10 protein-coding genes, 1 other RNA gene and 1 pseudogene are annotated in these 13,423 nt (G+C 53.1%); 10 read left to right on the top strand and 2 right to left on the bottom strand.

Features of this window, described 5'->3' with window-relative positions; translation table 11 throughout:
• Positions 1-15 precede the first annotated feature (15 nt).
• On the bottom strand, positions 16-1,323 hold the full coding sequence (gene kbaZ, locus ACMGGQ_RS18200; RefSeq protein WP_420290378.1) for a tagatose-bisphosphate aldolase subunit KbaZ: 1,308 nt from the start codon (positions 1,321-1,323) through the stop codon (positions 16-18).
• 239 nt (positions 1,324-1,562) lie between these two features.
• Between kbaZ and ACMGGQ_RS18195 the strand changes: the two genes are divergently transcribed.
• Positions 1,563-2,366: a DeoR family transcriptional regulator gene (locus tag ACMGGQ_RS18195; protein ID WP_045415290.1), complete on the top strand. Its 804-nt coding sequence runs from the start codon at positions 1,563-1,565 to the stop codon at positions 2,364-2,366.
• A 45-nt stretch (positions 2,367-2,411) separates the two neighbouring features.
• Here the strand turns inward: ACMGGQ_RS18195 and garD are convergent, their stop codons facing one another.
• Positions 2,412-3,983, bottom strand: a complete 1,572-nt coding sequence (gene garD / locus ACMGGQ_RS18190; protein WP_420290377.1) for a galactarate dehydratase — start codon at positions 3,981-3,983, stop codon at positions 2,412-2,414.
• A gap of 375 nt (positions 3,984-4,358) precedes the next feature.
• On the opposite strand from garD, the gene garL reads away from it, so the two are divergent.
• From garL to tdcD, 9 genes and pseudogenes are all read left to right on the top strand, one after another.
• Positions 4,359-5,129 carry a 2-dehydro-3-deoxyglucarate aldolase gene (garL, locus tag ACMGGQ_RS18185; protein ID WP_420290376.1) on the top strand — a complete coding sequence of 257 codons (771 nt, stop codon included), beginning with the start codon at positions 4,359-4,361 and terminating at the stop codon, positions 5,127-5,129.
• Between the two features lie 21 nt (positions 5,130-5,150).
• Positions 5,151-6,041, top strand: coding sequence for a 2-hydroxy-3-oxopropionate reductase (garR, locus tag ACMGGQ_RS18180; RefSeq protein WP_045910074.1), 891 nt, complete (start codon positions 5,151-5,153; stop codon positions 6,039-6,041).
• A gap of 59 nt (positions 6,042-6,100) precedes the next feature.
• Positions 6,101-6,477: RNase P RNA component class A (gene rnpB, locus ACMGGQ_RS18175), an RNA gene on the top strand.
• A 297-nt stretch (positions 6,478-6,774) separates the two neighbouring features.
• Positions 6,775-7,152 (top strand): annotated as a pseudogene (locus ACMGGQ_RS18170) (pentapeptide repeat-containing protein); the annotation flags it as partial.
• Between the two features lie 54 nt (positions 7,153-7,206).
• Positions 7,207-8,064 carry a colanic acid biosynthesis glycosyltransferase WcaA gene (gene wcaA / locus ACMGGQ_RS18165; RefSeq protein WP_420290580.1) on the top strand — a complete coding sequence of 286 codons (858 nt, stop codon included), beginning with the start codon at positions 7,207-7,209 and terminating at the stop codon, positions 8,062-8,064.
• Positions 8,065-8,819: 755 nt separating this feature from the next.
• Positions 8,820-9,740: a transcriptional regulator TdcA gene (gene tdcA, locus ACMGGQ_RS18160; RefSeq protein WP_229226334.1), complete on the top strand. Its 921-nt coding sequence runs from the start codon at positions 8,820-8,822 to the stop codon at positions 9,738-9,740.
• 100 nt (positions 9,741-9,840) lie between these two features.
• Complete coding sequence (tdcB, locus tag ACMGGQ_RS18155; RefSeq protein ID WP_167213297.1) at positions 9,841-10,830, top strand: bifunctional threonine ammonia-lyase/L-serine ammonia-lyase TdcB; 990 nt, start codon at positions 9,841-9,843, stop codon at positions 10,828-10,830.
• A 9-nt stretch (positions 10,831-10,839) separates the two neighbouring features.
• Complete coding sequence (gene tdcC / locus ACMGGQ_RS18150; protein ID WP_045415282.1) at positions 10,840-12,171, top strand: threonine/serine transporter TdcC; 1,332 nt, start codon at positions 10,840-10,842, stop codon at positions 12,169-12,171.
• Between the two features lie 30 nt (positions 12,172-12,201).
• Positions 12,202-13,410 carry a propionate kinase gene (tdcD, locus tag ACMGGQ_RS18145; RefSeq protein WP_420290579.1) on the top strand — a complete coding sequence of 403 codons (1,209 nt, stop codon included), beginning with the start codon at positions 12,202-12,204 and terminating at the stop codon, positions 13,408-13,410.
• The last annotated feature ends 13 nt before the right edge of the window (positions 13,411-13,423 follow it).

The following is a 13,423-nucleotide window of genomic DNA, read 5'->3' as shown; positions in this document are numbered from 1 at the left end:
GCTTTCCTCTTTTTATTATGCGTTTTGCGTTGTTACACCTTCGCAGGCGGCGTGGTACTGCTGGAGTATGTCCTGAATGTGGTCGATGATGAGTTCCCGTGGCGTTGACTTGAGAGCGCCCTCGCGAACTTTGCCATACTGCAGCGGCAGGTACTGGCTGATCAGCGGCAGCGGAATGGGCTCGTCTGCCAGGTTGCGCACCAGCCGTTCAAAAGCGTCGTCAATCTGGCTGTCCGGCCAGTAATAGCGCACGCGGTCAGAGTAGCTGTAGCCGCGGGCCAGGCGACGCGCGTTGCCGTCACCGTGGTAATGGCTTTGCCAGTATTCCGGGCGATCGAGCATGACGTTTTCAAGCACGTGACGCAGGCCAGAAACGGCTTTCGCTGGCAGCAGTTCCTCTTCGATGGCGGCCAGCGCGAAGAGCGCTTCGCGCAGGGCGAAGGTCAGGGCGGGGCCAACTTTCAGAATCGCAAAGTGATCGTTGACCAGCTTTCGCAGCGCCTGCGGCGTCTGGTAGTCGGTGGAGTGCGCTTCAAACACCAGCGTGTCGTAGGCTTCAACCATTTTGCTCAGGGCGACGGCTTTCTGCGGCTGATAGTCGCAGACGTGCGCATGGTCGAACTCCACGCCGGGCTGGACGACCAGACCAATAATGCGCGGCCAGATGTCGGTTAAGCCTTCCTTTTCGAATGCATGACGGTGCGCTTCAAGCGTGGCGCGGGCTGCGTCCGGCGTGGTGACTTCAAGTTCGGTGAGCGTGTCGTGCGCACCGCCGGGAACCGGCACTTCCGTGCCGATAACGTAGACCAGATCGGCTACACCAAACTGCTCGCGACAGGTCGCTTCGGCAATCTTCGCCAGGCGTGCGGCGCGTCCGGCGACGATCGCATCGGTCAGGGGAACCGGATCGTCCTCACAGGACATGCTGCAGTCGAGGTGGATCTTTTTGAATCCGGCAGAAACATAGCTTTTGATCAGATCGTCTGCGTTGGCCATTGCCTGTTCCGCAGGGAGATTTTGCCAGCGGTTGGGGCCTAAATGATCGCCGCCGAGGATCAGCTGTGACGTCGGGAAACCGAGCGACTCGGCAAGCTTGCAGACAAACCCGTGAAAATCAGCGGGCGTCATGGCGGTATAGCCGCCAAATTGATCCACCTGGTTGGAGGTGGCCTCGATCAGCAGCGGGGATCGATGCGAATGCGCATAACGAATGGCCGCTTCCAGTACCAGCGGATGCGCGGAGCAGACGGCGTAAATCCCGTTTGAATTCCCCCGTTTATGGTGTTCCACCATTTCTGTCAGATGTTTCACTTTCCTCTCCATTTCGGATGGTAATGATATCTATCTTTCGTTTTGTTTCATTTAATCCTGCATCATGGTGATATAAAAATAAAACGAAAGATAATGGTTTTCCGATCTGTTTCACAAAAGAAACATAATGAAAGGTTTCAGCGTGATGCCAGCTTGCGTATCGTCACCATGCAGGGCTTGCATTCCCGTAAAGGAAAGGTCTTAATAGGCAAAACGAAATGAAACGAAAGAATATTGATTAAGGAGCTCGTATGAGCAGCACCGATTCATCCGCAGAAAAGCGCATCACCGGCACCAGTGAAAGGCGAGAGCAGATCATTCAGCGGTTGCGGGCGCAGGGAAGCGTGCAGGTTAACGATCTGTCTCATCTGTACGGCGTATCGACGGTGACGATCCGCAATGACCTCGCCTTTCTTGAGAAGCAGGGCATTGCCGTTCGCGCCTACGGCGGGGCATTGATTTGCGAAGGTAATGTGCCGGGCGCTGAGCCTTCCGTGGAAGATAAAAGCTCGCTGAATACAGCGGTGAAGCGCAGCATTGCCCAGGCCGCTGCCGCGCTGGTCAAACCCGGGCACCGTATTATTCTGGATTCGGGTACCACGACGTTTGAAATCGCCCGCATGCTGCGTCAGCACACGGACGTGATTGCGATGACTAACGGCATGAACGTGGCGAACGCGCTGCTGGAAGCTGATGGGGTGGAGTTGCTGATGACCGGCGGACATTTGCGTCGTCAGTCGCAATCCTTTTACGGTGACCAGGCCGAGCAGTCGCTACAGAATTACCATTTTGACCTGCTGTTCCTGGGCGTCGATGCCATCGATCTCGATCGGGGCGTGAGTACGCATAACGAAGACGAAGCCCGTCTGAACCGCAAAATGTGTGAGGTGGCGGAGCGTATTATCGTTGTTACTGACTCCAGCAAATTTAATCGCTCAAGCCTGCATAAAATCATTGATACGCAACGGATTGATATGATTATTGTCGATGAAGGTATTCCGGCGGAAAGTCTTGAAGGATTACGGAAAAGCGGGATTGAGGTGGTGTTGGTTTAAATTTTTTTACCCTCTCCCTGGGGGAGAGGGTAGAGTGAGGGAAAATCACGTCACCGGTGCCGGGTTAAACACCGCCAGCTGGTTGTGTAATCCCCACTGATCCGAAAAGGTTTTCTTCCGCCCGCTGGCGACATCGAGAATGAAGTGGAACAGCTTCCAGCCCACGTCCTCAATGCTCTCTTCTCCGGTGGCGATGGTGCCCGCGTTGATATCCATTAAGTCATACCAGCGGTTCGCGAGCGCGGTGCGGGTCGCCATTTTAATCACCGGCACCGCCATCAGGCCGTACGGCGTGCCGCGCCCGGTGGTAAAGACCTGCACCGTAATGCCGGATGCGACCTGCTGCGTGCCGCACACAAAATCGCTGGCCGGCGTTGCCGCGTAGATCAGTCCGCGTTTCGTCGGGCGCTGGCCCGGAGAGAGCACCTCTGCAATGGCGCTCTGCCCGGATTTGGCAATAGAGCCGAGGGCTTTTTCCACTACGTTTGCCAGGCCGCCTTTCTTGTTCCCGGGGGAGGGATTGGCGCTGCGGTCGGTTTTGCCCATATCGAGATAGTTATCGTACCAGGCCATCTCCTCAAGCAGGCGCTTGCCGACCTCTTCATTAACCGCGCGCGGCGTCAGCAGATGGATGGCGTCTCGCACTTCGGTCACCTCGGAGAACATTACCGTGGCGCCGCAGCGAACAAGCAGATCGGATGCAAAGCCCACCGCCGGGTTGGCCGTCACGCCGGAGAAGGCATCGCTGCCGCCGCACTGGGTACCCACAACCAGCTCAGAGACCGGGCACGTTTCGCGCTGGCGGCGGTTGAGCTTGTCCAGATGGCGTTCTGCTACCTGTAAAATATCGTCGACCATTGAGCGGAAACCGACGTGGCGTTCGTCCTGCAGGCGCACGATGCTGGCCTCGTCTGCCGGGATGGCTTTGACATCCTCGGTCCCCTGCAGCAAACGTTCTGGCTGCAATTTTTCACAGCCGAGGCCAATGACCATCACCTCGCCGCCAAAGTTCGGGTTCAGGGCGATATTGTGGATGGTCCGGATAGGCACCACGGCAGCAGGGGCGTTAATCGCCACGCCGCAGCCGTAGAGGTGGTTCAGGCCCACCACGCCGTCGACGTTCGGGTATTTTGGCAGCAGATCGCGTTCGATGATTTTCACCACGTAATCCACTACGCCCGCCACGCAGTGCACGCTGGTGGTAATACCGAGCAGATTTTTGGTACCGACGCTGCCGTCCGCATTGCGATAGCCTTCAAAGGTATAGCCTTCCAGTGGGGGAAGCGGTTCCGGCACGCGGGTTGCCAGCGGGAGCGTATTCAGCGGCGGCGCTTCTGGCAGCGCCACCAGCGACTCCTCCACCCAGCTTCCCTGCGGTATCGAACGAACGGCATAGCCGATGACTTCACCGTAACGCACGATTTCGCTGTTAACAGGGATATCCACCAGGGCGACTTTATGTCCCTGCGGAACATGCTCAATCAGTTCCAGCCCGTCCGGAAAGCGGGTTCCCGCTTTTAAGCCATTGTCGTTGACGATAATCGCCACGTTATCGGTGTCGTGCACTTTTATATAAAACGCTGTCGGCGGTGCCTGTCGAATTTCAATGTCGGCCATTGTTCAGTATTCTCCAGCAAAAAGTCTGATAATAAATTCAGCCATTTTTCTAATGGTAGAAATAAATACGCGGCTTTCAGAAATAAAGCATGTCAGCAGAATGAATAGCAAAATGTGATCCCGATCGCTTCAGAACCCGTAATCCTTGATTCTGTGCATTAGCGCCCAGTGCTTTGTGCATATGCAAAAATTTTTATCAAAATATACCGTAATACCTGAGCATTAAAACAATGTGCGGTCGTGGATAGCGTCTTATACTGAATGACGTTTTTATCACGCCAGAATACGGCAGAATAATAAACATCATGCTGGCGCGGTGTCTGAAAAAAATAAAATGATGCTGAAAAAGGCTGCTGAATTAAAAAGGTAAATACGATGAATAACGCGATCTTCCCGAATAAATTTAAAGCGGCTCTCGCGGCGCACCAGATTCAGATTGGCTGCTGGTCCGCGCTGGCAAACCCTATCAGCACCGAAGTGCTGGGCCTGGCCGGTTTCGACTGGCTGGTGCTGGACGGCGAGCATGCACCGAACGATATCAGCACCTTTATTCCGCAGTTGATGGCGCTTAAAGGCAGCCACAGTGCTCCGGTGGTGCGTGTCCCCACCAACGAACCGGTGATTATCAAGGGTCTGCTGGATATCGGCTTCTACAACTTCCTGATCCCGTTTGTGGAGACGGAAGAACAAGCGGCACTGGCCGTTGCATCAACGCGCTATCCCCCGGAAGGGATCCGCGGCGTCTCCGTTTCACACCGCGCCAATATGTTTGGCACCGTCCCGGACTATTTCGCGCAGTCCAACAGCAACATCACCATTCTGGTTCAGATCGAGAGCCAGCAGGGCGTTGATAACGTCGACGCGATTGCCGCCACAAACGGCGTGGACGGGATCTTCGTCGGTCCAAGCGATCTGGCTGCCGCCTTTGGCCATCTGGGCAACGCCAGCCACCCTGACGTGCAGCGCGCGATCCAGCACATCTTTGCCCGCGCCAAAGCACACGGTAAACCGTGCGGCATTCTGGCGCCGGTTGAGGCTGACGCACGCCGCTATCTGGAGTGGGGAGCCACGTTTGTTGCCGTCGGCAGCGACCTCGGCGTTTTCCGCTCGGCTACGCAGAAATTAGCGGACGCTTTTAAAAAATAACCATCATTGAGGAAACAGATTATGACGCTGAAAGTGGGCTTTATTGGCCTGGGGATCATGGGTAAACCAATGAGTAAGAACCTCATCAAAGCGGGTTACTCACTGGTGGTATCCGATCATAATCCACAGGCCGTGGCTGAGGTGATGGCGGCGGGAGCAGAAACGGCCACCACCGCGAAAGCGATTGCTGAGCAGTGCGATGTCATCATCACCATGCTGCCAAACTCCCCGCATGTTAAAGAGGTTGCGCTGGGTGAAAACGGCATTATCGACGGCGCGAAACCGGGCCTGGTGCTGATCGATATGAGCTCTATCGCACCGCTTGCAAGTCGTGAAATCAGCGAGGCGCTAAAAGCAAAGGGCGTCGATATGCTGGATGCGCCGGTCAGCGGCGGTGAGCCGAAAGCGATCGATGGCACGCTGTCGGTGATGGTCGGCGGCGATAAAGCTATTTTCGATAAATTTTACGACCTGATGAAAGCCATGGCGGGCTCCGTGGTGCACACCGGAGAGATCGGGGCGGGTAACGTGACCAAGCTGGCAAACCAGGTGATTGTGGCGCTCAACATTGCCGCCATGTCTGAAGCGCTGACGCTGGCAACCAAAGCGGGCGTCAATCCGGACCTGGTCTACCAGGCCATTCGCGGTGGTCTGGCGGGCAGTACCGTGCTGGATGCCAAAGCGCCCATGGTCATGGATCGCAATTTCAAACCTGGTTTCCGCATCGACCTGCATATCAAAGATCTGGCCAACGCGCTGGATACCTCCCACGGCGTGGGCGCACAGCTGCCGCTGACCGCAGCGGTCATGGAGATGATGCAGGCGCTGCGTGCCGATGGCCTGGGCACGGCCGATCACAGCGCAATTGCATGCTACTACGAAAAACTGGCGAAGGTGGAAGTAGCGCGTTAATCACGCCTTACCTATACCTGAGGGTGACAGCGGCGCGCAAACCCTCTATACTGCGCGCCGAAGCTGACCAGACAGTCGCCGCTTCGTCGTCGTCCCTTTCGGGGGAGACGGGCGGAGGGGAGGAAAGTCCGGGCTCCATAGGGCAGGGTGCCAGGTAACGCCTGGGGGGGAAACCCACGACCAGTGCAACAGAGAGCAAACCGCCGATGGCCCGCGTAAGCGGGATCAGGTAAGGGTGAAAGGGTGCGGTAAGAGCGCACCGCGCGGCTGGTAACAGTCCGTGGCACGGTAAACTCCACCCGGAGCAAGGCCAAATAGGGGTTCACATGGTACGGCCCGTACTGAACCCGGGTAGGCTGCTTGAGCCAGTGAGCGATTGCTGGCCTAGATGAATGACTGTCCACGACAGAACCCGGCTTATCGGTCAGCTTCAACTTCTTCTAAAACAATTCGTTGGTGTGTCTCAGGCTTTCTAAGGCAAAATGTGACACAGACTGTGATACAAACGAGGCACACCAACGGCTGTTCCATTCCGACTATCCTGAAACCTGGCAACCGCGACAGCCTTCATTTCTGACTACCTTCAGGTGGTTTTTTCGTATGTCTCTGGATTGTGATTCATGTTTATTCCCTGTCAATATTTGATCTACAGACCACCCTGGCTCACTAAAATGTATGAGAAAAATAAATGAATCGTTAATAAATACAGTTTACCCCTAATTAATTTCTGAAAATGAAGAGGGGCTATTGCTACAGGATGATAAGAGCGCTTAACTCAACGCCTAATTTACCCATCGGTATTCAGTTGAGCATGAACAAAAAAAACAAACTAAAAAAACTGATTAAATATCATAGAAATATACTGAAAGATCACCGATACCAGCCTGATTTGGCAGGTGCAGACCTGCGGTTTATGGATCTCAGGGGGCTCTATTTACGCAATATTGATTTATCGGGATGCGATATTTCGTTTTGTGATCTTCGGGGAGCCGATTTCTCCTGTGCTAATCTTGCAGGCGCTAATCTTAGCTACTGTAAAACGGAAGGTACTATTTTTAGTCATGCTGATTGTACTTGCGTGGATTTTACTGGAAGCGATATCCATAATGCCTGCTTCAACGATCGCACCGGGCCATTGACGGAACATGAGAAAATTGAAAGTGACATGCCACTATCCCGACCACTCATCTCCATCTATATGCCAACCTGGAACCGCCAGACATTGGCGATCAGAGCCATACAATCGGTGCTGAATCAAGACTATGTGCACTGGGAACTCATTATCATTGATGATTTCTCATCGTCATTTGACCAGCTCTTGACGTATATCACTGAACTGAATGACCCGCGCATTACCTATATTCGCAATGAATTTAACTCTGGCGCTTGTGCAGTTCGAAATCAGGCTATACGGATGGCCCGGGGTGATCTTATTACGGGTCTGGACGATGATGATGAATGGCTGCCGACACGCCTGTCCTCTTTTTTTACCTGTCAACATCAACTTCAGTTGCACAGTTTTTTATACGCAAATGATTATCTCTGTGACGGTACCGGATATCATCACCCTCATGAGTTGCAGGTATATCCGAAACCGGCTTATAAAAAAAGCCTGTTTGATAAACGCAATATTATAGGCAACCAAATGCTGACCTTAACCAGTAGAATGCAACAGATCCTGTTCGACGATGCCTTGCCTGCGGCTCAGGATTATGATGCGTTTTATCGGCTTGCAGAAACCTTCGGTGAACCTTTCAAACTGGATGACATCACCCAGGTGCTTTATGTCAATCACGGCGACGTCCGCATTACCTGCTCAGGACGAAAATTTTCAGGTTATCTACGTTTTTACCGGAAACACAAAGCCAAATTAGACGTACCGAGTAAAAAATATCAGCTCTTCACTCTTTACTACATTCGCAACAAAAAAATGCGCCCGCAAACCCTGGTGAAATTGATGACGCTACGCAATCTGAAACGCTATCTGATGATGTATACCCGCTTCCGGAACAAAAAGTTCTAAGGCGTACAAACGCCAAGAGTCGTGGTGGTGTTCAGAATGAGTAGATTGATACGGAAATCTTAGCGACGAGGGGCTGGATAAGTCGCCGGGAATCACCCCGGCAGACAACCACGACGAACGGGTAAGCGCTGCGCCACCCGACAACCACACAAACGACATCAATTCTCATATTTGCGACATTAAGCACATTTCACTGTTTTTCCCTTATCAATTCCAACCCGGCATCTGCATACGATCGACATCACAAAATTTAAATCCAAAAAACCGACGATATGTAGTATTGATAATTTGTTATGATTGTTAGCTTAATGATCGCAAATCTTTTCTCGTTTGATATGCACATATTGAAATCAAATACATTTCTCCCATGAATGTGTGACGTATTCCACTCTTTTCCTGAAGTCTGAAAATTTACGCCGTAAAAAATTGATAAATTGAAAGAATGTTTCAAACAAATAACGGTTATTTATTGGTCTTTAATTGCCTGAAATATCGTCTTTATTGATTTATTAAGATCGATGAAATTTATCCGGGTTATCGCCATAAAATAAATTTATTACCGCTATTTTTGTTGATCAATATCAGCGTTATAGCGTATTTTTATGTTTCTATTTTGTTGATTTGTAAGGTTTTTAATGGGTTTTTGAGAGGTGAGTTAAAAGGGCTGAAAAGCAAATTGTGAGTAACAGCACATACCCCTTTAAACATTATTGAGTAGAATTCACCCCGTCATAGGGAAATAAGCGCAGAATATTATGAACACTATTATTCTACCGAAAACACAGCACCTCGTGGTATTTCAGGAAGTCATTAAAAGTGGCTCCATAGGTTCTGCAGCAAGGCAGCTGGGCCTGACGCAACCCGCCGTCAGCAAAATCATCAGCGATATTGAGTCCTACTTCGGCGTGGAAGTGATGGTGCGCAAAAACACCGGCGTGAAACTGACCGCCGCGGGCCAGGTTCTGCTCTCGTACTCAGAGTCGATCACCCGCGAAATGAAAAACATGGTGAGCGAAATCAACAGCCTGAGCTTCAGCACCGTTATGGATGTCTCCTTTGGCTACCCGTCACTGATCGGCTTTACCTTCCTGTCCGGGATGATCAAAAAATTTAAGGAAGTGTTCCCGAAAGCGCGCGTCTCAATGTATGAAGCCCAGCTCTCCTCTTTCCTCCCGGCCATTCGCGACGGTCGTCTGGATTTTGCCATCGGCACGCTGAGCGACGAAATGCTGCTGCAGGATCTCCACGTCGAACCGCTGTTTGAGTCCGAGTTTGTGCTGGTCGCCAGCAAAACGCGAACGTGCTCCGGCCCGACGACACTGGCATCGCTCACGCACGAGCAGTGGGTGATGCCGCAAACCGATATGGGCTACTACAAAGAACTCCTGACTACTCTGCAAGACAACCACATCAGCATCGAAAACATCGTCCAGACCGATTCGGTCGTCACCATTTATAACCTTGTCCTGAATGCCGATTATCTGACGGTGATTCCCCGCGACATGATCGCCCCATTCGGTTCGGATCAATTTATTGTGCTGCCTGTGGAAGATGAATTACCCGTGGCGCGTTATGCCGCCGTGTGGTCTAAAAATTACAGAATTAAAAAATCGGCGTCCGTATTAGTTGAGCTGGCAAAACAATATTCGTCGATGAATGTCGAAAGACGACGATAAATAATAAATTTCTATTTTAAAAATACCCAGAGCTTAACGCATTAACGCTCTGATACCCTGACTTTGCCTGAAAAGAATGAATTATTATAACGAGGATATTATGCATATTACTTACGATCTCCCGGTAACCATTGAAGATATTCAGGATGCCAGAAAACGCCTGGCAGGCAAGATATATAAAACCGGTATGCCACGCTCGAATTATCTCAGCGAACGTTGTAAGGGCGAAATATTCCTGAAGTTTGAGAACATGCAGCGTACCGGTTCGTTCAAAATTCGCGGCGCGTTTAATAAATTAAGCTCGCTGACCGATGCTGAAAAACGCAAAGGCGTGGTCGCCTGCTCAGCGGGAAACCACGCGCAGGGGGTTTCCCTTTCCTGCGCCATGCTCGGCATCGATGGCAAAGTGGTGATGCCAATCGGCGCACCAAAATCCAAGGTGGCCGCGACGCGCGACTACTCGGCGGAAGTGGTGCTGCACGGTGAGAACTTTAACGACACCATCGCCAAAGTCAGCGAAATCGTCGAGATGGAAGGGCGCATTTTTATCCCGCCTTACGATGACGCCAAAGTGATTGCCGGGCAGGGCACCATCGGTCTGGAAATTCTCGAAGATTTATATGACGTGGATAACGTGATTGTCCCTATCGGCGGCGGCGGTTTAATTGCCGGGATTGCAACGGCGATTAAATCCATCAACCCGACCATTAATATTATCGGCGTACAGTCTGAAAACGTGCACGGAATGGCAGCCTCCTGGCAGGCAGGAGAAATAACCAACCATCGCGTCACCGGCACGTTAGCCGACGGCTGCGACGTCTCTCGCCCGGGCAAATTAACCTTCGAAATCGTTCGTGAACTGGTCGATGACATTGTGCTGGTGAGCGAAGACGATATTCGTAACAGCATGATTGCCCTTATTCAGCGAAATAAAGTAGTGACGGAAGGCGCTGGCGCACTGGCCTGCGCGGCGTTATTAAGCGGCAAACTGGACCACTATATTCAGGGCCGCAAAACCGTCTGCATTATTTCCGGCGGCAATATCGATCTCTCCCGTGTTTCCCAAATTACCGGCTTCGTTGACGCATAAAGGTGACCTATGAGCAACACAGAAAGCATTATCGTTGGCCAGACAAAAACGTCCTCCTGGCGTAAGTCTGATACCACCTGGACGCTTGGCCTGTTTGGTACCGCCATTGGCGCAGGCGTGCTGTTCTTCCCCATTCGCGCAGGCTTTGGCGGATTAATCCCTATCCTGCTGATGCTGGTTCTCGCGTTCCCGATTGCGTTTTACTGCCACCGCGCGCTGGCGCGCCTCTGCCTGTCCGGCAGCAACGTCTCCGGCAACATCACCGAAACGGTGGAAGAGCATTTCGGTAAAACCGGCGGGGTGGTGATCACGTTCCTCTACTTCTTTGCCATTTGCCCGCTGCTGTGGATTTACGGCGTCACCATTACTAACACCTTCATGACCTTCTGGGAAAACCAGCTCCAGCTGCCTGCGCTGAACCGCGGCGTGGTGGCGCTGTTCCTGCTGCTGCTGATGGCTTTTGTTATCTGGTTCGGTAAGGACCTGATGGTGAAGGTGATGAGCTTCCTGGTATTCCCGTTTATTGCCAGTCTGGTGCTGATTTCGCTGTCGCTGATCCCTTACTGGAACTCCGCTGTGATCGACCAGGTCAACCTGAGCGATATCGCCTTCACCGGCCATGACGGCATCCTGGTCACGGTGTGGCTGGGGATCTCCATCATGGTCTTCTCCTTTAACTTCTCGCCTATCGTCTCCTCGTTTGTGGTTTCCAAGCGCGAAGAGTACGAGCCGGAGTTCGGTAAAGAATTCACCGAGCAGAAATGTTCCAAAATCATCGGTCGCGCCAGCATGCTGATGGTCGCCGTGGTGATGTTCTTCGCCTTTAGCTGCCTGTTTACGCTCTCTCCGCAGAACATGGCGGATGCCAAAGCGCAGAACATCCCGGTGCTCTCTTACCTGGCGAACCACTTTGCCTCGATGTCCGGTACCAAATCGACGTTTGCGACGGTACTGGAATACGGCGCTTCCATTATTGCTTTAGTCGCTATTTTCAAATCCTTCTTTGGCCACTACCTGGGCACGCTGGAAGGGCTGAATGGCCTGATCCTCAAGTTCGGCTACAAAGGCGATAAGAAGAAGGTCTCTGTCGGCAAACTGAACACCATCAGCATGGTCTTCATCATGGGCTCCACCTGGATTGTGGCGTACGCCAACCCGAATATTCTCGACCTTATCGAAGCCATGGGCGCGCCAATTATCGCCTCTCTGCTGTGCCTGCTGCCGATGTACGCCATCCGCAAAGCGCCAGCCATGGCGAAATATAAGGGCAAACCCGAGAACATCTTCGTCACGGTTGTGGGCCTGCTGACCATTCTGAATATCGTTTACAAACTGTTCTAAACCATTGCTCAGGAAGAGCGGAGTCACATGATGATTGAGTTTCCGGTTGTACTGGTAATTAACTGCGGTTCGTCCTCTGTTAAGTTTTCGGTGCTTGACGCCAGCCGCTGCGACGCCCTGATGACGGGCATTGCTGACGGCATCAACACTGAAAAGGCCTTTATTTCCGTGAACGGGGGGGAGCCAGCCAGACTGGCTCACCAGGACTACGAAGGGGCGCTGGCTGCCATCGCCCTGGAGCTGGAGAAGCGTGACCTGATGAGCAGCGTGGCCTTAATTGGCCACCGCATTGCGCACGGTGGCGACCTCTTCAGCGAGTCGACCCTGATTACGGAAGAGGTGATTGAGCAGATCCGCCAGGTCTCTCCGCTGGCGCCGCTGCATAACTACGCCAACCTGAGCGGCGTGGAAGCCGCAGAGCGTCTGTTCCCGGGCGTGCAGCAGGTCGCGGTATTTGATACTAGCTTCCACCAGACGCTGCCGCCGCAGGCGTATCTGTACGGTTTGCCGTACCGCTATTTTGAAGCGCTGGGCGTGCGCCGCTACGGTTTCCACGGCACCTCTCACCGCTATGTGGCCGCGCAGGCACATTCGCTTCTCGGGCTGTCCCCCGATGACAGCGGCCTGGTGATCGCCCATCTCGGCAACGGGGCATCCATCTGCGCGGTGCGCAACGGCCAAAGCGTGGATACTTCCATGGGGATGACCCCCCTGGAAGGACTGATGATGGGTACGCGCTGCGGCGACGTGGATTTTGGCGCGATGGCGTGGATTGCTCAGCAGACCGGTCAGTCATTTGAGGATCTGGAGCGCGTGGTCAACAAAGAGTCCGGGTTGCTGGGGATCTCCGGCATCTCTTCAGACCTGCGGGCGCTGGAGAAAGCCTGGCATGAAGGCAACGAGCGGGCTGTGCTTGCGATCCAGACCTTCGTTCACCGCATTGCGCGACACATTGCCGGGCACGCGGCGTCGCTGCACCGCCTGGATGCGGTGGTCTTTACCGGCGGCATCGGCGAAAACTCAACGCTGATTCGCGCCCTGGTGGCTGAACGCCTGAAGGTGTTTGGCGTCCTCCTCGACGACGCCAAAAACTCCCTGCCGGGCAGCGCGGGTGAGCGCGTCATCAGCACCGATTCGTCCCGCGTGGCCTGCGCGGTGATCCCTACCAACGAAGAAAAAATGATCGCGCTGGACGCCCTCCGTCTTGGGAAGGTTACCCCGGCTGCGGCTTACGCCTGATAAAGCGAGAAAC

This window comes from Enterobacter sp. BNK-13, from assembly GCF_048685015.1.
Taxonomy (GTDB): Bacteria; Pseudomonadota; Gammaproteobacteria; order Enterobacterales; family Enterobacteriaceae; genus Enterobacter; species Enterobacter quasiroggenkampii.
Note: the sequence above shows the minus strand (reverse complement) of the source record. Positions and strands in the feature narration are given on the sequence as shown.